The organism is Pseudoxanthomonas fibrivorans (assembly GCF_041464125.1).
Taxonomy (GTDB): domain Bacteria; phylum Pseudomonadota; class Gammaproteobacteria; order Xanthomonadales; family Xanthomonadaceae; genus Pseudoxanthomonas.
Window position 1 is genome coordinate 1,465,588 of record NZ_JBGNUG010000001.1, and the last position, 19,822, is coordinate 1,485,409.

Sequence of the window (19,822 nt, forward strand, 5' to 3'; positions counted from 1 at the left end):
CGTGTCGCGTGGACGCCGCGGTCAGCCGAAGGGCGCGACGCCGAATACCATGCTGGCGATCGCCAGCAGGCCGATCACCAGCAGCGCGGCGGCCGTCAGCAGGGTGAAGGACACGGGGTAACGGCTGTCGCCGTGGACCAGGCCCTCGCCCATCATCGCCGCGCGTTCGGCGCGGAGCTCGCGCATGTAGTTGACGTGGTAGGCCATGCCCAGCACCAGCATGGCGATGCCCAGGACCACCAGGGCCACGCCGAAGTTGCGCGGCGCATGCGCTTCCAGCCGCACGCCCGGTACCTGGATGAGCCTGCCGAACACCTGGTAGATGGTGAAGCCGAAGCCGATCAGCGACAGCGACGTGCGGATCACCGACATCAGCGTGCGCTCGGCGCTCAGGCGCGTGCGCTGGAACGACATGCCGGTGCGCCGCATCGACATTTCGGTGCGGTCGATCGACAGGTCGGTGCGATGCGTGGACAGGTCCGTCCGGTATTCGGACAGCGAGGTGCGGTGGTCGGACAGGCCGGTGCGGTGGTGCGACAGGTTCGTGCGGTAGGCGGAGAACTCGACCGACGCCATGTCCGCGTCGGAGCGGTCCACGTCCGGAACCGGCGGCAGCGTCCATGGCGGCAAGGGCGCCGGCCTTGGCGGCAGCGGCTCTTCGTGCGCGCCGGTACGTCCGGTTCGAACTGCGTTGCTCGATGCCATGCGACGACCTCCGTGTTGCCTGCAACGGAAGGGAACGGCTTCAGCGGTGAACGATGCGCCTCGCCACGCGGGTGACGACCCCGCGCAGCAGCAGGTAGGGAATGAACGCGAGGAGCACGGCGATGACCAGCGTCTCCAGCGGGCGGCTGAAGTCGCCGAACACCTTGAACTGGTAGATGACGTCCATGACCACGCCCAGCAGCAGGATGCGCGTGACCGCGGTGACGCCCTCGCGCCAGGCGCGCTTGCGCTCGGCAGGATCGGCGTGGCGCATGTGGACGACGTAGGGTTCGCGACCCCGGCGCACGTCGCGCATGCCGTCGCGCAGCGCCATCAGCAGCGCCATGGCGGGCTGCAGGAAGAACCGGAAGGTCATGGGCCCGTCCGAGCGCGCGACCATTTCGGTCCAGAAGCGATGCAGGTACTCCGGAAACGCATCCATGGCGTTATCCCGACGTGCAGCGAGGGGCCAGCATCGGGGCTGGTTTCCACCGGGTCAAGTGAATCCTTCAAGGCATAGCCCCTTGGGCCGATTCGACGCCGTGTGCCGGGGGCTATCCTGCCCGGGCTGGTTGACGGCCATGACGTGGACCCCGGCCCGCGCCCGGTTTACGTGTTTTTCACAACTCGAACCGCAGGGACCCGTATGCGCCTCGCGCCGATGCTGCTCGTCATGCTTCTGCTGTCGATCCCGTGCCAGGCCTCGGCGGCCCCGCCGACGGCCATCGACGGACGACCCTACCCGCGCGAGTACTCCGCATCGAACGTGCCCTTCACGGTGTACCAGCCGCAGATGGACAGCTGGGAAGGCAACACGCTGAAGGGCCGGTTCGTGATGTCGGTGAAGGGCGGGACCGGCAAGGGGCCCGACGGCAAGCCGGTGGACGAGCTCGACTACGGCGTGGTCTGGTTCAGCGCCACCACCGAGGTGGACAAGGAGGCGCGCGAGGTCCTGCTGCGCGACGCGACCTTCGAACGGGCCAGCTTCCCGACCGCGATGGACCGCCAGAACCGGTACCTGGAGATGGCGCGCAGCGTGGTCCGCGATGGCGCGACGTTCACCATCGACCTGGACCAGCTCGAATCGGCGCTGGTCGTCGGCCGTGCCGACGCCCGGCTGCCCTCGCTGCCGGTGAAGAACGACCCGCCGGCGATCCAGTTCGCGTTCGGACCGGCCCTGCTGGTCCAGGTGGACGGCAAGCCGGTGCTCAAGCCGACCGGCACGGCCGGGGTGCAGCGCGTGATCAACAGCCGCTCGCTGCTGCTGCAGCGCGAAGGCCGCTACTACACGCGCCTGGCAGGACGCTGGGCCAGCGCCGCCGCGCTCGACGGCCCATGGGCGCCGGCGGCGGATGTCGACGGCGCGCTGAAGTCCATCGCCGACCAGCTGGTCACCCAGCGCCTGGTGGACACCCTGGACGACCCGCCGGACACGGTGAAGAAGGCGCTCACCGCCGGCAAGTTCCCGGAGGTGGTGGTGCGGACCGTGCCGACCGAACTGATCGTGGTCGACGGCGAGCCGCAGTTCGCGCCGATCCCGGGCACCACGCTCAGCTACATCACCAACACCGGTGCCGACGTGCTGATCAGCGGCGCCAAGGACAACGCCTGGTACGTGCTCGTGTCCGGCCGCTGGTTCAGCGCCTCGTCGAGCAAGGGCCCCTGGCAGTACGTGGCGCCGGACAGGCTGCCGGTGGATTTCGCCAAGATCCCCGCCGACAGCCCGATGGGCAGCGTGCTGGCCTCCGTCGCCGGCACGCCCGAGGCATTCGAGTCGCTGATCGCCAACAGCATCCCGCAGACGGCCACCGTCAACCGCGGCGAGGCCAGGCTGCAGGTGCAGTACGACGGCGCGCCGAAGTTCGACGCCATCGCCGGCACCACGCTGCAGTACGCGGTCAACACCGCGGTGCCGGTGATCCAGGTGAAGGGCGGCGCGTTCTATGCGGTCGACAAGGGGGTGTGGTTCACCGCACCGTCCGCCACCGGACCGTGGGCGGTCGCCACCAGCGTGCCCGCCGAGATCTATTCGATTCCGACCAGCTCGCCCCTGCACTACGTCACCTACGTGCGGATCTACGGCGCGGAAGGCGACGAGGTCCATGTCGGCTACACCCCGGGCTACTACGGCACGGTGGCCAGCAACGGCGTGGTCGTCTATGGCACCGGCTACCTGTGCGACCCGTGGATCCACACCTACTGGTACGGCTGCCCGGCGACGTACGGCATGGGCGTGTACTTCGGCTGGAGCAGCTGGGCCGGCTGGAGCTTCGGCTTCGGCTGGGGCTACTACCCCTGGTACCCGTGGTGGGGACCGTGGTGGGGATATCCGGGAGGCTGGTGGGGCGGCGCGGCGGCCTGGAACGTCTACGGCCAGTGGGGCAACGCGGTGGTCAGCGGCACCGGCGCGGCCTGGGCCAATCCGTATACCGGTAATGTCGGGCGCGGCTTCCGCGGCGGCTACCACAACGAGCGCACCGGCGGCCGCGGCGTCGGGCGCGGCTTCGTCAACACCAACGCCTACACCGGCACCACCAGCGCAGGCGCGCAGGGCGCGCGTTACAACCCGCAGACCGGCCGCGTGGTCGGCGGCACCGGGGGTGCGGCGTACAACCCCTATACCGGCCAGGGCGCCGCCGGCGGCACGCGCACGGTCGTCAACACCGAGACGGGCCGGGTGACGGAAATGGCGGGCGGCAAGGTCCGTGGCCCGGAAGGCGCCGCGGGCGGGGGCGCGATCAGCAGCGACGGCGAGCGCGTCGACATCAGCGGCGCCGGCGGCTACCGCTACAACTCCGACACCGGCGAGTTCGACCGCGGCGGGGTGGTGAACATCAACGACAACGTCTACGCCGGCAAGGACGGCAACGTCTACCACTACAAGGACGGCGACTGGCAGCAGGTGGGCCGGCCGGAACAGCACAACCGCAATCTCGACGGGCAGACCCGCAACGACCTCTACCGCGACCGCAGCGCGCGCGAAGGCGGCTACCAGCGCGGCGCCGGCGGCGCGGGCATGCAGCGGCCGGCCGGCGGCTACCAGAGGCCTGCAGGCGGCTTCTCGCGGCCGATGCGGATGGGCGGAGGGGGCGGCCGCAGGCGCTGACCTGCTGGTGCTGCGCGGCATATCCACCCTGGCGCGTGCCCGCGGCCCTGCCAACGCGGCGTCCGTGTACGCGCCCCTGCCGGCGCCGTGATGCCTCGCCTTCGAAGGCGGCGGAGGCGAGAGAACAAGGAACGTGCAAGGACAGTCGCGCAATGCCCGTGGATGCCACCATCGCCTGCCTGCCGACGGCCGCCTGCGGCGCGAACGCCACCCGTGCGCCGCGGGCGCCCACGCGGACGGATCCCTGCCTGCGTGCGCGCGGCACGGGGCGATGGCCGGGTGCGGCGCGATGGCTCATCGCCACCGCGTTGTCCGCCGCACCGGTGGCGGCATGCCTCGCCCAGGGCGCGGTTACCGAGCCCGCGTCGCCGGATGGCGCGCCCGCTATGCGGGCCGGGTCCGCGTCGGCGCCCACCGGCATGTTCCGCGACCACGAGGACGGCCGCTTCGACCTGTCGAAATGGCTGCTCGAACACCGTGGCTTCCTGCCGGTGCCGATCGTCATCACCGACCCGGCGCTCGGCTACGGCGGCGGCGTGGTGCTGGCCTTCTTCCACCGCCCGGAAGGCAGCGCCACCACCCGCACCGCGTCGGACGGCAGCACCCAGATGATCGCGCCGAACATCCTCGGCGCGATGGCGATGAAGACCGAGAACGGCAGCAAGGCGTACGGCGGCGGCGGCCTCCTGCACTTCGCCGATGACACCTGGCGCTACAAGGGCGGGGTGGCCGACGCCGATTTCAACATCGACTTCTACACCGGCGGCCGGCTGCTTCCGGAAAGCCGGGTGGCGGTCAACCTCACCGGGCTCGGATCCATGCAGCAGGTCTCCCGGCGGGTCGGCGACCGCGAGCTGTTCGTCTCGGCGCAGTGGACCTACACCGACCTCGATCCGCGGCTGCAGGACCCGGGGCAGCGTCCGCTCGACGAGCGCGACTTCAGGCAGGTCAACTCCGGCCTCGGCCTCGGCGTCGAGTACGACAGCCGCGACAACAGCTTCACGCCTTCGCGCGGCTACCTGCTGATGGCGCAGGGCAACGCCTACCTCCCCGCGATCGGCAGCGACCTGACGTTCCAGACCTACCGTGCGCATGGCTACGGCTACTGGCCCGTGCATGCACGGTTCGTGCTCGGTGCGCGCGCGGACCTGCGGCATGCCAGCGGCGACGTCCCGTTCTACCGCCTGCCGTTCATCGACCTGCGCGGCGTGCCGTCCGCCCGCTACCAGGACGACTCCACCGCCGTGCTCGAGGCGGAGCTGCGCTGGAACATCGACCCGCGCTGGGCGGGCATCGGCTTCGCCGGCGCCGGTCGCGCCTGGGGCAGCCGCGCCGGCTTCGGCGATGCCTACACCGCCGTCAGCAAGGGCGTGGGCATCCGCTACCGGATCGCCCGCGCCATCGGCCTCTACGTTGGCGCCGACTATGCATGGGGACCGGAAGATGAGACCGTGATCATCCAGATGGGCAGCGCCTGGCGCTGACCGGCGAGGGCCGGCCCGGCATCGGCAGCGGCGATTTCACGAAGGCACAGAGGGCCGGCGCGGCCCGGGGAGGCCCGGTGATCGATGACAGCTTTTCGCTGATGCGGGGCGGCCTGGTCTACCGGGCGCTGCATTCGATGGGGCTGATGGGCCATGACCGCCACACCAGCGGCGTGGTCGCCATGCTGCTGACGCTGGTCGCGGTCGCGCCGCTGCTGGTCCTGACCGCGCTGGACCGCACCCTGCTGCCGGGCTTCACCCAGGTCGCGATGCCGCTGCTCGGGGACTACGCGCTGATCGCCCGGTTCCTGCTCGCGATGCCGCTGCTGGTGCTTGCGGCCCCCGCGTGCGACCGGTTCGCCCGGCAGGCCCTGGTGCAGTTGTCACGCTCCCGCCTGGTCGATCCGGTGCTGCGGGTGCCGTTCGACGCGGAGATCGCGCGTATGAAGCGACTGCGCGATTCGAACATGCCCGAGCTGGCCTGCCTGCTGCTGGCGGTGGCACCGGCCCTGTTCGATGCGGTGCCGGTGGGCCTGCTTCGCGGGGTCAGCGACTGGGCACACATCGGCAGCGAGCCCACCCCGGCCGGCTACTGGCTGGCGCTGGTTTCGACTTCGATCTTCCGCTTCGTCAGCCTGGTCTGGCTGTGGCGGTTCCTGCTGTGGGCATGGCTGCTGTGGCGGCTCTCGCGCCTCGACCTGGACGTGCGCGCGGCGCATCCGGATGGCGCCGGCGGACTCGGCTTCCTGGGCGCGGTGCAGCAGCGCTTCGGGATCCTCGCCCTCGCCGGCGGGCTGCTGCTGACCGGCTACTGCATGAATCACATGATCCACCTCGGACAGCCTCTCGGCGCGTTCCAGCACCTGCTGGTCGCCTATGTGCTCACCGCCGTCCTGGTCATCCTGGCCCCGCTGCTGGTGATGGCGCCGTTGCTGGCCCGGGCCAAGCGCAACGGGATCCTGCTGTACGGCAGGCTCGGCCAGGAGGCCGCGCACGCCTTCGACCGCAGGTGGCTGGCGGCGCATCCCGGAGACACGTCCCTGCTCGACGTCGGCGATGCCTCGGCGATCTGCGACCTCACCGGCGTCTACGCCACCGTGCGCGGGATGGCGATCATCCCGGTGTCGCGCTGGAACATGGCCTGGCTCGCGGCCTGCGCGGCGCTGCCGCTGGCGCCGCTGGCATTCGTGGCGTTCTCGTTCAACGAGATCCTCCAGCACCTGGCGTCGATCCTCACCTGATCCGGCGTCGCGGATCGAGCCGGATCCGCCGGCGACCCGCAGGCGCGCCTGGGCCACGCTCCCCGGTCCGGCCAGCGGGAACGCATACGCGCGGGAACGCCCGGATGCAGGCCACCGCGCGCAACCACCCGCTGCTGGCCACCGGATGTGATCATGGCGGTCCACCCACCCCGTCGCGTGCCATGTCCGAGCCCATCGTTCCAGACATTGCGGGACCGGCCCTCGTCGCCCGCGCGCGCGAGCTCGCCCGGCGGGCCCACGCCGGGCAGGTGGACCCGGCGGGCCGGCCCCGCATCGAACACGTCGCGCGCGTCGCCGCGGCGGTTTCGGACGAGGCCGAGGCCGAGGCGGTGGCGTGGCTGCATGGCGTGCTGGAGGCCTGCGATGCCGACGTGCACGGGAACCTGGCCGGCTTCCCGGTCCAGGTCCGCTACTGGGTCGCGCTGTTGACGAGGCACCCGGTGCAGGAAGACCGCGACTACTACCCGCCGATCCCGCGCAGCCCGCTGGCACTGCGCGTCAAGCTCGCCGCCATCGCCGACCAGATGGACGAGTCGCGACTCGCATTGCTGGACGAGCCGACGGCCCACCGGCTGCGGGTGAAATACGCGCAGGCGCTCGCAACCCTCCGGGGCGACGACCCCGACGCGCGCACCTGAGCGACCTGCCCGGACCGTTCTTCGCGGACGTCGCAACGGATCAGGAATGCCAGGCCTGCCTCGCGTCGGCCCTCGCGCCACCGGCGCGCGGCCGCCCGCAATCGAAGGCATGGGACTGGCGGTCCGCACGCGCCGCAAATGCAAAGAGCCCCCTTGCGGGGGCTCTTTCATGTCTGGCGGAGTGAGAGGGATTCGAACCCTCGATAGAGCTTTTGACCCTATACTCCCTTAGCAGGGGAGCCCCTTCGGCCTCTCGGGCATCACTCCGTTGGACCCGTCGTGCGCCTGGGCGTCCGCGAGCCGCGAAAGGATACCGTCTGGGGCGTTTCGCGGCAAACGATTTTCGGCTCAGGATGCCGGATCGCCGTCGCCACCCGCGTTTCCGGGGGCTTCGCCCCGCTGGATCCGCTGGTAGATCTCTTCACGGTGCACCGCCACGTCCTTCGGCGCCGTGATGCCGATACGTACCTGGTTGCCCTTTACCCCGAGGACGGTGACGGTGATCGAATCACCGATCATCAGGGTTTCGCCTACGCGGCGGGTCAGAATCAGCATTGTCTATCTCCATGGCGCCGGCACGCCTTCGCCGGCCCGCGAGGTTCCAGGTGGAAAGCCTCGCGCGTCCACTCAACTACGTACTAGAGGTCGAACCGTCGGGATCGTACTGCCCCCGCCAGCGGGGGGGCAAGGGCCGCGCCAGCGGGCGCGACCCGTACGAGGACGGCTACTGAAGCCTCTGGCCTACCCAGGCCGGAACCTCGTCGAGGGCGAGGGCAAGGGCGGGCCCGTCCTCGCCACCACCCTGGGCGAGATCCGGGCGACCGCCGCCCTTGCCTCCGATACGACCGGCGACATGGGCCAGAAGTTCGCCCGCCTTGACCCGGCCCGTTGCGGCGCCGTTCACGCCTGCGACGAGGGCGGCCTTGCCGTCCTGGGCCCCGGCCAGCACGATCACCGCATCGCCCAGCTGCTGCTTGAGCCGGTCGACGGCCTCGCGCAGGCCCTTGGCATCCATGCCCTCGAGCCGGGCGGCCAGGACCCGGATCCCTTCGATCTCGACCGCGGCCGATGCCAGGTCGGCGGCGGCGCTGCTGGCAGCCTTGGCCTTGAAGGACTCGATCTCGCGCTCCAGGCGGCGGATGCGGTCGGCCAGCGAGCGCGCCTTGTCGGCGACGTCGCTCCGGTTGCCGCCGAGCACGGCCGCGGCCTCGTCCAGGCTGCGCTCCTCGGCGGCGATGTAGTCCAGCGCACCCTGCCCGGTCACCGCCTCGATCCGGCGCACGCCGGCCGATACGCCGCCTTCGCTGGTGATCTTGAACACGCCGATGTCGCCGGTGCGGCCGACATGGGTACCGCCGCAAAGCTCGGTGGAATACTCGCCCATGCGCAGCACGCGCACGCGCTCGCCGTACTTCTCGCCGAACAGCGCCATCGCGCCGAAGTCCAGCGCCTCCTGCATGCCCATCTGGTGCACTTCGGCTGCGTGGTTGGCGCGCACCTGCGCGTTGACGCGACGCTCGATCTCGGCCAGCTCGGCCGCGGTCATCGGCTGGAAGTGCGAGAAGTCGAAGCGCAGGCGGTCCGGCGCGACCAGCGAGCCCTTCTGCTGGACGTGGGTGCCCAGCACTTCGCGCAATGCGGCATGCAGCAGGTGGGTGGCCGAATGGTTGAGCACCGTGGCCGCGCGGCGCTGGCCGTCGGCGGTGCCGGCGAGGGCGTCGCCGACCGCGATCCGGCCCTGCACCAGGCGGCCGACGTGGCCGTGGAACTGGCCGGCGAACTTCTGCGTGTCGGCGACTTCGAAGCGGGTGCTGGCCTCGGCAAGCACGCCGGTATCGCCGACCTGGCCGCCCGACTCGGCGTAGAACGGCGTCCGGTCGAGGAACACGATGCCCTCCTGCCCCGCTTCCAGTGCCCCGACCGGGCGGCCGTCGCGCAGGATCGCCACGACCTGCAGGCCGTCGGCCTCCAGGCGGTCATAGCCGAGGAAACCGGTCGGCTGCAGCTGCGCGACCAGGTCGGCCGGCAGCGTGGTGCCGCCACCGAACTTGCCGGCGGCACGCGCGGTCTCGCGCTGCTGCTCCATCGCCGCCTCGAAGCCCTTCATGTCCACCGACATGCCGCGCTCGCGGGCCATGTCCGCGGTCAGGTCGACCGGGAAGCCGTAGGTGTCGTACAGGCGGAACACGTCCACGCCGGGAATCACGCCGCCGGTAGCACGCGCGGCGACGTCGTTGAAGATGCGCATGCCCGAATCGAGCGTCTCGGCGAAGCGCTCCTCCTCGGCCTTGAGCGCGCGCTCGACCAGGTCGCGCGCGGCCGCCAGCTCCGGATAGGCCTCGCCCATCTGCTCGACCAGGGTGCCGACCAGCTGGTGGAAGAACGGCTGGCGCACGCCCAGCATCCAGCCATGGCGCAGCGCGCGGCGGATGATCCGGCGCAGCACGTAGCCGCGGCCCTCGTTGGACGGCAGCACGCCATCGACGATCAGGAACGAACAGGCGCGGATGTGGTCGGCGATCACCCGCAGCGACTTGTTCTCGAGGTCGGCGGTGCCGGTCAGCCCGGAGGCCTTGCGGATCAGCGCCTGGAACAGATCGATCTCGTAGTTGGTGTGGACGTGCTGCAGGATCGCCGCCAGGCGCTCCAGGCCCATGCCGGTATCCACGCACGGCGCCGGCAGCGGCACCAGGGTGCCGTCCGGCTGGCGGTCGAACTGCATGAACACCAGGTTCCAGATCTCGATGAAGCGGTCGCCGTCCTCGTCCGGCGAGCCGGGAGGGCCGCCGGCGATGTGCGCGCCGTGGTCGTAGAAGATCTCGGTGCACGGGCCGCAGGGACCGGTGTCGGCCATCTGCCAGAAGTTGTCTGAAGCGAACGGCGCGCCCTTGTTGTCGCCGATGCGCACGATGCGCTCTTCCGGCACGCCGACCATGTCGCGCCACAGCGCGTAGGCCTCGTCGTCGGTGTGGTAGACGGTGACCAGCAGGCGCTCGGCCGGCAGCTTCCACACGCCGGTCAGCAGCTCCCAGGCCCAGGCGATGGCGTCCTTCTTGAAGTAGTCGCCGAACGACCAGTTGCCCAGCATCTCGAAGAAGGTGTGGTGGCGCGCGGTGTAGCCGACCGAGTCGAGGTCGTTGTGCTTGCCGCCCGCGCGCAGGCAGCGCTGCACGTCCGCCGCGCGCACGTAGCTGCGCTTCTCCGCGCCCAGGAACACGTCCTTGAACTGGACCATGCCCGAGTTGGTGAACAGCAGGGTCGGGTCATTGCCCGGCACCAGCGGGGCCGACGGCACGATGGTGTGGCCCTTGCCCTGGAAGAACTCGAGGAAATCGGCGCGGATGCGGGCGGTGGAATACGGGGTCGTGGAGGTCATCTGGCTTTGGCTGGCGGACAGGTCCGGGCCGGGAACACGCCTGTGCGGCCCGGCGGGACGGGATTTTCGACGGGCTAAAGGGTAGCAGAGGCCGCGACCGGCGGCCTCGGCGACCGGTGACGGGCTCAGTCGTCGGGATCCCACCGGCTGGCGGCACGGATGCTGTCGGCGTCGAAGCCCCGCCTCGCCAGCAGGTCGGCGGCCTTGCGCCGCTGCGCCAGGTCGGCCGGGCCGGCCGGCCCGAACCGGCGCCGGACCAGGTCGCGGGCATTCGCCGACCAGTCGCCCTCGTAGGCCTCGAGCACCGCGGCGATGGCCTCGCCCGGCAGGCCATGGGTGGCCAGCTCGGCACGGATGTACAGGGGGCCATAGCCGGAGCCGGCGCGCCCACGGACCAGCGATTCGGCAAAACGCGCATCGTCCTGCCAGCCCTCGCCCGCAAGGCGCTCGACCGCCGCAGCGGCCTCGGCGGCGTCGATGCCGCGTGCCGAGAGCTTGCGGGTCAGTTCCCGCCGCGAATGTTCGCGCCGCACCAGCAGGCCCAGGGCCCGCTGCACGGGGGTCGGCTCTGCACGCTTCCGCCGCCCCTTGCGTTCCCCCGGTCCGCTCGACGGCTCGCTCTCCTGGTTGTCCTGCGGCTCGTCGCTCATCGATCCACCGGAAGATGTGCGCCATCCATGGCGCCTGCCCTCCTGGCCTTCAAGGTCCGCTCCCCGCCGTCACGCCACTGACAGCATTCCGGCGGGGAGCGGGATACCGGTCGTCCCGTGCGCGGCACGGGCGGGCCCTCACTCGTCGTCGCCCTCACCCTCTTCGCGCGAGCCCTGTTCGGGCTGGAACTTCTCGCGGAGTTCGGATTCGAGCTTGGCCGCGATGGCCGGGTTCTCGCGCAGGTACTGGCGGGAATTGTCCTTGCCCTGGCCGATGCGCTCGCCGTTGTAGCCGTACCAGGCCCCGGACTTCTCGACCAGCTTGGCGTCCACGCCCATGTCGATCAGCTCGCCCTCGCGGCTGATGCCTTCGCCGTACAGGATCTCGGTGACGATCTGCTTGAACGGAGGCGCCAGCTTGTTCTTGACGACCTTGATCTTGGTCTGGTTGCCGATGATCTCGTCGCCCTTCTTGATCGCGCCGATGCGGCGGATGTCCAGGCGCACCGAGGCGTAGAACTTCAGCGCGTTGCCGCCGGTGGTGGTCTCCGGGCTCTGGCCCGGCATCATCACGCCGATCTTCATGCGCAGCTGGTTGATGAAAACCACCAGGGTGTTGGAGCGCTTGATGTTGCCGGTGAGCTTGCGCAGGGCCTGGCTCATCAGGCGCGCCTGCAGGCCCGGCAGCTGGTCGCCCATCTCGCCTTCGATCTCGGCCTTCGGGGTCAGCGCGGCGACCGAGTCGATCACCAGGATGTCGATCGAACCCGAGCGCACCAGCATGTCGGCGATCTCCAGCGCCTGCTCGCCGGTGTCCGGCTGCGACAGCAGCAGGTCGTCGACGTTGACGCCCAGCTTGGCCGCGTACACCGGGTCCAGCGCATGCTCGGCGTCGATGAAGGCGGCGGTGCCGCCCTGCTTCTGGCATTCGGCGATCGCCTGCAGGGTCAGGGTGGTCTTGCCCGAGGACTCCGGCCCGTAGATCTCGACCACGCGGCCCTTCGGCAGGCCGCCGATGCCCAGGGCGATGTCCAGCATCAGCGAGCCGGTCGGGATGACCTCCACCGCCTCGATCGCGCGGTCGCCCATGCGCATCACCGAGCCCTTGCCGAACTGCTTGTCGATCTGGCTCAGGGCCGCGGCAAGGGCGCGCTTCTTGTTCTCGTCCATCTGGGTGTCCTCGGGTGTCAGTGGTGTGTCGCGAAGTCTGGGGTGGCCGGGTCGCACGGGCTGCGACGACGGCCGGGGAAATCGAAAATAGTCGGGGCCGCAACCCGGCTCCATCGCCGCACGCCGCATCCGCGCGTCGGAAAACGCCTCGTCCGCGCGGGGAGGCCGGCCATCAGCGGTTCGGCCTGACCAGGCCGCAGTACAGGCCCTCGATGGCGAAATCCTGGTCCGGCAGCACCTCGATCGGCGCGTAGTCGGGGTTGCGCGGCAGCAGCCGGATCCGGTCCTTGCCGATCTTCAGCAGCTTGACCGTGATTTCCTCGTCGACCCGCGCCACCACGATCTGGCCCGAGCGCGCCTCGCGGGTGCGGTGCACGCCGATCAGGTCGCCGTCGAAGATGCCCTCGTCGCGCATCGAATCGCCCTGCACCCTCAACAGGTAGTCCGGCGACGGCGAGAACAGCACCCGGTCCAGGACCACGAAACTCTCGGCCAGGTCGGCCGGCGCGTCGGCGCCGATCGGCAGGCCGGCCGCGACCCGGCCCAGCACCGGCAGGCGCAGGGCGTCGTCGTCGTTGCCGGCCGGGGGCAGGGCCAGCTCGGCCTGCGGCGGCTTCGGCGCGACCTTCAGGCGGATGCCCCGGGCGCGGCCCGGCAGGCGCTCGATCGCCCCGGCCGCCTCGAGCGCCTCTAGGTGGTACTGCGCCGCCCGCACGCCCTTGAAGCCGAAGGCGCGGGCGATCTCGGTCTGGGACGGTGGCATCCCCTCCGCCTCGATCCGCTCGGCGATCAGGGCCAGGATGGCGTTCTGGGTGTGGGTCAGGTCCATGGTTAGTAGTATTACTACTAACACCGGGGTCGCGCAATCCCCGGGTGGGGCAGGCTCAGCGGCGGCCGCTCCGCCAGATCGACAGCAGGATCCACAGCCCGGTCAGGCCGGCTCCGACGAACCCGGCCACGCCCAGGGCCAGCAGCCATCGGCTGGGTACGCCGCCGCCGGCGCTGTTCATCACGATCGACGAGCCGATCACCAGCGCGGCGGTGACCACGCCCATGGTCAGGCGGTTGGCCGCGCGGTCGACCTGTTCGCCGAAGGCCTTGAGCGAGGTGACCTCGACCTGCATGTTCAGGCGCCCGCGCCGCGCGGTCCGCAGCAGGCGGCGCAGTTCGCGCGGCAGGTCGCCGGCCAGTTCCAGCGCCTCGATCGCGCCGCGGCGGCCACGGCGCAGCAGCGCGCGCGGCGAGTAGCGGGCCAGCAGCACCTTCTCCACGTACGGACGCGCGGCGGAGGCCATGTCGAAACCGGGGTCCAGCTGCCGGCCGAAGCCTTCCAGGGTCAGGAACGCCTTGACCATCAGCGCCAGGTCCGGCGGCAGGCTCAATCCGTGCTCGCGCAGGATCGTGGTGACGTCCAGCAGCATCGCGCCCATCCGCAGGTCCTTGAGCGGCACCCCGCGGTACTGGTCGACGAAGGCGCCGACATCGGCCTGCAGGCGCGTCTCGTCGGCCTCGCCGGCGCCCTCCCCCCACTCCATCAGCACGTCGCTGACCGCCTCGGCCTCGCGTTCGACCAGGCCGTGCAGCAGCTGCACGATCTGGAAGCGGCGTTGCTCGGACACGCGCCCGACCATGCCGAAGTCGATCACCCCGAGCCGTTCGCCCGGCAGGTAGAAGATGTTCCCCGGATGCGGATCGGCGTGGAAGAAACCGTCCTCCAGCACCATCTTCAGCACGATGCCCGCGCCCACCTGCGCCAGCCGCCCGCGGTCCATGCCGGCCGCATCGACCGCGGCCAGGTCAGGCCCGGGAATGCCGGCGACGAAGTCCTGCACGTTCAAGCGCTCGCAGGTCCACTGCCAGTGCACGCGCGGCACCACGATCTCCCGGTGGCCCGCGAAGTTGCCGGCGATGCGCTCCGCGTTCCGGCACTCGGCGGCAAAGTCCAGTTCGCGGCGCAGCGACTGGGCGAACTGCTGGACCACTTCGCGCGGCCGGTAGCGGTGAAGGTCCGGCGCCTGGGCCTCGACGATCTCGGCCAGCCGCGCCAGCAGGCGCAGATCCGCTTCCACCGTGTCGCGGATGCCGGGACGGCGGATCTTCAGCACCACCGCCGTGCCGTCGGCCAGCCAGGCGCGATGGGTCTGGGCGAGCGAAGCGGCGGCGATCGGGATTTCGTCGAGCTGCGCGAACACGGTATCCGGTTCTGCCCCGAGATCCTCGACCAGCTGCGGGCGCACCTGGGCGAACGGCAACGCCGGCACCGCGTTCTGCAGCTTGCCCAGCTCGGCGATCCACTCCGGTGGCAGCAGGTCCACGCGCGTGGCCAGGACCTGGCCGAGCTTGACGAAGGTCGGTCCCAGGTCTTCCAGCGCGCGGCGCACGCGTTCGGGCGGCGCCATGTGCGCCATCGCCTGGGGGTCCTGCCAGTGCAGCAGGCGGCCGGCCCGCTCGAGCGCGCCGGCCAGGCCGATGCGCCGGACCATGTCGCCGAAGCCGTAGCCGACCAGGACCGAGGCGATCTGCTGCAGCCGCCCGAGGTCGCGTACCGTGCCGAGCGTCTCCCACATCAGGGGCACCCCGGCACCGGGCCCGGCAACGGAAGGCCGCTCACGCGAGCAGTCCGTCGACGCCGGCCAGCGCTTGGCCGACGGTCTGCCGGCGCACGGCCTCGCGGTCGCCGTCGAAATGGAACACCTGCGCCCGCGCGTAGCCGCCTCGCCGCTTCCAGGCGATCCACACCGTGCCCACCGGCTTGTCGGGGCTGCCACCGCCGGGACCGGCGATCCCGGTCACCGCCACCGCGAGGCTGGCGCCGGAATGGACCAGCGCGCCGGAGACCATCTCGATCGCGGTCTCGCGGCTGACCGCGCCGTGCTCCTCCAGCGTCTGCGGGCGCACGCCGAGCAGGGCCTGCTTGGCCTCGTAGCTGTACACGACCATGCCGCAGTCGAACCAGTCGGAGGAACCGGCGATGTCGGTCAGGCACTTGGCGATCCAGCCACCGGTGCAGCTCTCGGCGGTGACCAGGCGGTCATGGGCACGGCGCAGCCGCTCGCCCAGCGCATGGGCCTGGTCGCGCAGCTGCGCGTCGGAAAGGATCGGCATGGTCGAGGGGAACGTGGGGGATGCGGACGTTTTAGCCCAAACGTTCCCGCCTGTCTGCCCGCGCGCCACTGGCAACCGGCCATCCGCGTGCCCATGCGCGCCCGGCCGCGACGACCTCGCCCTGGAAACGCTGCACACCTCCTCTCACCGGTGCGAATGCCCCGGGAGGCGAAATCGAGGAAGAGGCGATGGCCGCAGGCCGTCGCCGGGGGGCGTCCGTTTCCAGGGGCATTCGCACCGGTGCACCCGACGCCTGCCCGGCACTGCGCCCGCTGACCCGCAAAGAACACGGGGCGCCTAAGCGCCCCGAATAGAGTAAAGAGGCCGCCGAGGCGACCCGAGCAGGACAAGGGGCCGCCAAGGCGACCCGAACAGGAGAAGGGCCGCCAAGGCGACCCCTCCCTGCCCATCTCTACGCCTGCGCGATCAGTAGCGCACGCGCAGGGTCATGCCGTACAGCCGCGGCGCGCCGAGGAAGGCGTTCCACGACCCGGTCTGGATCGGCGCGTCGATGCCCACCTGCTTGTAGGTCTCGTCGGTCAGGTTCTGGCCCCACAGCTCCAGCGACCAGCGCTGGCCCTGGTCGCCGATGCCGATGCGCGCGTTGACCAGCGTGTAGGCGTCCTGCAGCTTCTCCGGGTCCAGGTCCGAACCGGTGTTGTACTCGGACATGTACTTGGCGCCGATGTTGAAGCGGCCGACCAGGTTGGCGCCGATGCCCCACTCGTAGGTCAGGTTCGCGTTGGTCGACCACTTCGGGGCGAAGCTCATCTGGCTGCCCGGCAGCAGCACCAGGCCCGCATCGGGCAGCGGATCGTCGCCGTACTGGGTGTCGGCGTAGACCACGCCGGCCTGCAGCGACAGGCCGTCGATGCCGGTGTTCCACAGCATCTCCGCGTCCACGCCCTTCGAGGTCACTTCCGGGATCGAACGGACCACGAAGCTCGTGCCCAGGAAGCTGTTGAGCTGGAAGTCGGTGTACTCCTGGTAGAACAGCGCGGCGTTGAGCAGCAGGTTGCCATCGGCCCAGGTGGTCTTGGTGCCCAGCTCGTAGCTGTCGACGAACTCGCCCGGGAACGAGGTGTCGTCGACCGGGATGATGCCCTGGGTGCCGCTGGACAGGCCGTTGGAGGACTGCACGCGGTCGAGGTTGAAGCCGCCGGCCTTGTAGCCGCGCGCGTACGAGCCGTAGGCCATCACGTCGGCGCTGAAGTTGTAGGACAGCTTCAGCGTGCCGGACCACTCCTTCTCCGAGCGCTCCTGCTCGGTGCTGCGGCCGTTGTGGGCCACGTTGGCCCACGGCAGGCAGGTGAAGCCGATCACCTGCGGCGCGATGGTCGGCACCGCCGCCGCGGGCACCCCGCGCGAGACCAGCGCCGCGCCGATCCGCTGCAATGCCGCCGGGTTCACCTGGCCATTGGGCAGGAAGTAGGAGGCGCAGGCGAGGCTGCCGTTGGGGTTGGTGTAGTTGGACTCGAGCGTCTTCTTCTCGTTGGTGTAGCGCAGCCCGAGGGTGACGTCGAACGCGTCGGTGGCGTGCCAGGTGTTGTTGGTGAAGATCGCGGTACTTTCGGCGTTCTGCTTGTAGGTATCGAGCGTGGCCAGGCCGGGGAACAGCGTGCCGAACGGGCGGCCGGTGGCCTGCGACAGGAACAGCGGCGCATCCGGGCGCAGGGCCAGCGCCGGGTTGATCTGGCCGATCAGCGCGGTCGACAGGTACGGCTCGTAGGCGGCGCCGTAGCGGTAGGTCTCGTTGCGGTCCAGGTCCTCGTTCGAATAGAACAGGCCGACCATCCAGTCGATCGTCTCGCTCGAGCCGGTCAGGCGGAACTCCTGGCTGAAGGTCTCGAACGCGGTCAGCGACTCGTCCTCGTCCGGGGCGCGGTAGAGCACGTCGGCGGCGCTGTAGTCGAAGTCCAGGCCGTTGATGGCCTGCCAGTCGCGCCAGGCGGTGATCGAGGTCAGCACCGCCTCGTTGGCCCACGGCGTGGTCCAGTTCACCTCGGCCTGGACGCCCTTGTCCTTGATGTCCTGCTCGGTGCTGCGGTTGCTGTAGGCCAGGCGGCGGTCCGGATCGGCCACCGGGATCACCGCCTCGCCGCCCGGGGTGAGCGCGTTGAGGATCGCCGCGGTCGGGCCGCGCACGGTGGTGACGGTGACGCAGCAGTTCTCCTCGCGGCTGGTGTAGTCGGCGGCGAAGTTGACCTCGACCGAATCGGCCGGCTCCCACAGCAGCTGGCCGCGCAGGGTCTGCATGTTCTGGTCGCCGTCGTCGGTCTCGGTGCGCGGGCCGCCGCCGGTGCGCACGTCGTCGACGCCGTCGCGGGTGCGCAGCGCGGCGTAGATGCGCATCGCGCTGTGCTCGCCGAGCGCGTCGTTGTAGGCGCCGGCCAGGCCGAGCGCACCGTAGTTGCCGACGGTGACCTCGCCTTCGGCGCTCTGGGTGTAGCTCGGGCGGCGGGTGACCACGCTGATCACGCCGGCGGAGGTGTTCTTGCCGAAGACGGTGCCCTGCGGCCCCTTCAGCACTTCGATCCGCTCCAGCTCGCCCAGGTCGGTGAAGCCGACGCTGTTGCGCGGGCGGTACACGCCGTCGATCACGATGCCGACCGACGATTCCAGGCCCGGGTTGTCGCCGACCGTGCCGATGCCGCGGATGCGGGCTACGGTCTGCGCCGCGCTCTGGGTGCTGGTCACGGTCAGGCCGGGTACCAGCACCTGCATGTCCTTGATGTCGCGCACGCCCGTGTCCTGCAGCAGCTGTTCGCTGAGCACGTTCACCGTGATCGGCACTTCCTGCAGCGCCTGTTCGCGCTTCTGCGCCGTCACCACCATCGTCGACAGGGTGACCGGTTCCTCTTCCTGCGCGGCAGGCGTGGCCGCCTGCTGCGCATGCGCCGCCGGGATGGCCGGGATGCCCGAGAGCGCGGCGACCACGGCGATCGCCAGTCCGGTGTGTTTCAGGTTCGAGCAGGCCATGTTCCCTCCCCAGGGTGTTGTGATGGCGGATGCTGCTTGGGTGTTGCGTCCTTCCGTGTCAGGCGTGCCCGTCCATTCGTGACGGTATGCACGCCCGAACGTTAAACCGGCTTCACAATTACCGCATTTTGCGGTGCGGCGATACGGGGCGGGCGGTTTGAGGATGGAGGGCCCCCGCCCATTTAGCCGGAGACAGGACTGCAGCCACCGCCGGCGCAATGCGGCTCCCCGGCCTCTTCCATCTGCAGGGTCACGTGCGCGATCCGGTGCCGTTGCGCCAGCATCGCCACCAGCTCGCGGCGCACGACCGCCGCGTCGGCCAGCGGGGCCACGACCACGTGCGCGGTCATCGCCGGGGTCCTGGAGGCCAGCGCCCAAACATGCAGGTCGTGGATACCGGCGACGCCGGGGTGCGCGCCGAGGTCGGCCCGCACCGAAGCCAGTTCCACGCCGGGCGGCACGCCTTCCATCAGCACGTTGAGCGCCTCGCGCACCAGCACCCACGTCCGCGGCAGCACCCACAGTCCGATCAGCACCGCCAGCAGCGGGTCCACCCACAGCCAGCCGGTGAAGCGGATCACCAGCGCCGCCACGATCACCGCCAGCGAGCCGAGCATGTCGCTCCAGACCTCCAGGTAGGCGCCCTTGAGGTTCAGGCTCTGGCCGCTGCCGGCATGCAGCAGCCGCATCGCGGCGAGGTTGCAGGCCAGGCCGACCACGGCCACGCCGAGCATGCCGAGGCTGGCCACCGGGAGCGGCGCACGGAACCGCTGCCACGCTTCCCACAGGATGTAGCCGGCCAGCACGAACAGCAGCATGCCGTTGGCCAGCGCACCGAGCGCCTCGAAGCGGGCATAGCCGTAGGTGCGCCGCGCATCGGGCGGACGCCGCGCCAGCCGCACCGCGACCAGGGCGATGGCCAGGGCCAGCGTGTCGGTGGCCATGTGCGCCGCGTCGGAGAGCAGCGCCAGGCTGTTGGTCAGCCAGGCGCCGGCCACCTCCGCCAGCAGCACCGTCGCGGTCAGGCCCAGCGCCCACCACAACGGGCGCTCGAAGCGGATCTCGGCGGGCACGTGGCTGTGGCCGTGCGCGCCATGGGCGTGGTGCGAATGGCCGTGGCCGCCGTACCCGGGCCGGTCCCCGTGCTCGTGCTCGTGGTGATCGTGGCCGCCGTGCACGGGTTCGTGGCGGTGGCCGTGCCCCTGCTCGTGGCCGGGCGGCATGCCCTCGGGGCCGTCGTCGTGTTCGCGCATCATGCCCCGACTATCGTGGGCGACATCCGGCGGAGACTATTACATCGGCTGGCGCGCCCGCGCATGCCCGCGGGCGCGCCGTGTCCGCCGTCCG

General features: G+C 70.6%; 15 protein-coding genes and 1 tRNA gene. 4 read left to right on the forward strand and 12 right to left on the reverse strand.

The features are described 5' to 3' along the window. Positions 1-21: 21 nt before the first annotated feature. Together ACA089_RS06905 and ACA089_RS06910 are read right to left on the reverse strand one after the other, a co-directional pair. On the reverse strand, positions 22-597 hold the full coding sequence (locus tag ACA089_RS06905) for a YidH family protein (RefSeq protein ID WP_372014912.1): 576 nt from the start codon (positions 595-597) through the stop codon (positions 22-24). Positions 598-745: 148 nt separating this feature from the next. Continuing rightward, the gene (locus tag ACA089_RS06910; RefSeq protein WP_372014915.1) at positions 746-1,147 is read right to left on the reverse strand and encodes a hypothetical protein; all 402 of its coding nucleotides are present in this window, start codon (positions 1,145-1,147) and stop codon (positions 746-748) included. Between the two features lie 204 nt (positions 1,148-1,351). Between ACA089_RS06910 and ACA089_RS06915 the strand changes: the two genes are divergently transcribed. The 4 genes from ACA089_RS06915 (at position 1,352) to ACA089_RS06930 (ending at position 7,195) form a co-directional block, all read left to right on the forward strand. Next, positions 1,352-3,811, forward strand: coding sequence for a hypothetical protein (locus ACA089_RS06915; protein WP_372014917.1), 2,460 nt, complete (start codon positions 1,352-1,354; stop codon positions 3,809-3,811). A 419-nt stretch (positions 3,812-4,230) separates the two neighbouring features. Beyond that, positions 4,231-5,295 carry a BamA/TamA family outer membrane protein gene (locus tag ACA089_RS06920; RefSeq protein WP_372014920.1) on the forward strand — a complete coding sequence of 355 codons (1,065 nt, stop codon included), beginning with the start codon at positions 4,231-4,233 and terminating at the stop codon, positions 5,293-5,295. A 77-nt stretch (positions 5,296-5,372) separates the two neighbouring features. Next, positions 5,373-6,536: a hypothetical protein gene (locus ACA089_RS06925; protein WP_372014922.1), complete on the forward strand. Its 1,164-nt coding sequence runs from the start codon at positions 5,373-5,375 to the stop codon at positions 6,534-6,536. Between the two features lie 104 nt (positions 6,537-6,640). Continuing rightward, positions 6,641-7,195: a phosphohydrolase gene (locus ACA089_RS06930; RefSeq protein ID WP_372014925.1), complete on the forward strand. Its 555-nt coding sequence runs from the start codon at positions 6,641-6,643 to the stop codon at positions 7,193-7,195. Positions 7,196-7,369: 174 nt separating this feature from the next. Here ACA089_RS06930 and ACA089_RS06935 read toward each other — a convergent pair. The 10 genes from ACA089_RS06935 to ACA089_RS06980 form a co-directional block, all read right to left on the reverse strand. Further along, positions 7,370-7,462, reverse strand: a tRNA-Ser gene (locus ACA089_RS06935). An 81-nt stretch (positions 7,463-7,543) separates the two neighbouring features. Further along, complete coding sequence (gene csrA, locus ACA089_RS06940) at positions 7,544-7,750, reverse strand: carbon storage regulator CsrA (RefSeq protein ID WP_372014927.1); 207 nt, start codon at positions 7,748-7,750, stop codon at positions 7,544-7,546. Between the two features lie 169 nt (positions 7,751-7,919). Continuing rightward, positions 7,920-10,571 (reverse strand): alanine--tRNA ligase, encoded by a 2,652-nt coding sequence (gene alaS / locus ACA089_RS06945; RefSeq protein ID WP_372014930.1) that lies wholly within the window; start codon positions 10,569-10,571, stop codon positions 7,920-7,922. Between the two features lie 125 nt (positions 10,572-10,696). Further along, on the reverse strand, positions 10,697-11,221 hold the full coding sequence (recX, locus tag ACA089_RS06950; protein WP_372014932.1) for a recombination regulator RecX: 525 nt from the start codon (positions 11,219-11,221) through the stop codon (positions 10,697-10,699). Positions 11,222-11,359: 138 nt separating this feature from the next. Further along, entirely contained in the window at positions 11,360-12,391 is a 1,032-nt protein-coding gene (gene recA, locus ACA089_RS06955; RefSeq protein WP_372014934.1) for a recombinase RecA, read from the reverse strand. Between the two features lie 172 nt (positions 12,392-12,563). Beyond that, the gene (lexA, locus tag ACA089_RS06960) at positions 12,564-13,220 is read right to left on the reverse strand and encodes a transcriptional repressor LexA (RefSeq protein WP_372014937.1); all 657 of its coding nucleotides are present in this window, start codon (positions 13,218-13,220) and stop codon (positions 12,564-12,566) included. A 55-nt stretch (positions 13,221-13,275) separates the two neighbouring features. Beyond that, complete coding sequence (gene ubiB, locus ACA089_RS06965) at positions 13,276-14,958, reverse strand: 2-polyprenylphenol 6-hydroxylase (RefSeq protein ID WP_372014940.1); 1,683 nt, start codon at positions 14,956-14,958, stop codon at positions 13,276-13,278. 40 nt (positions 14,959-14,998) lie between these two features. Next, a complete protein-coding gene (locus tag ACA089_RS06970) occupies positions 14,999-15,496 on the reverse strand; it encodes a CinA family protein (RefSeq protein ID WP_372014943.1) in 498 nt (165 codons plus the stop codon). Positions 15,497-15,922: 426 nt separating this feature from the next. Then, complete coding sequence (locus ACA089_RS06975; RefSeq protein WP_372014946.1) at positions 15,923-18,475, reverse strand: TonB-dependent receptor; 2,553 nt, start codon at positions 18,473-18,475, stop codon at positions 15,923-15,925. A gap of 182 nt (positions 18,476-18,657) precedes the next feature. Continuing rightward, positions 18,658-19,731, reverse strand: coding sequence for a cation diffusion facilitator family transporter (locus ACA089_RS06980; protein WP_372014949.1), 1,074 nt, complete (start codon positions 19,729-19,731; stop codon positions 18,658-18,660). Between the last annotated feature and the right edge of the window lie 91 nt (positions 19,732-19,822).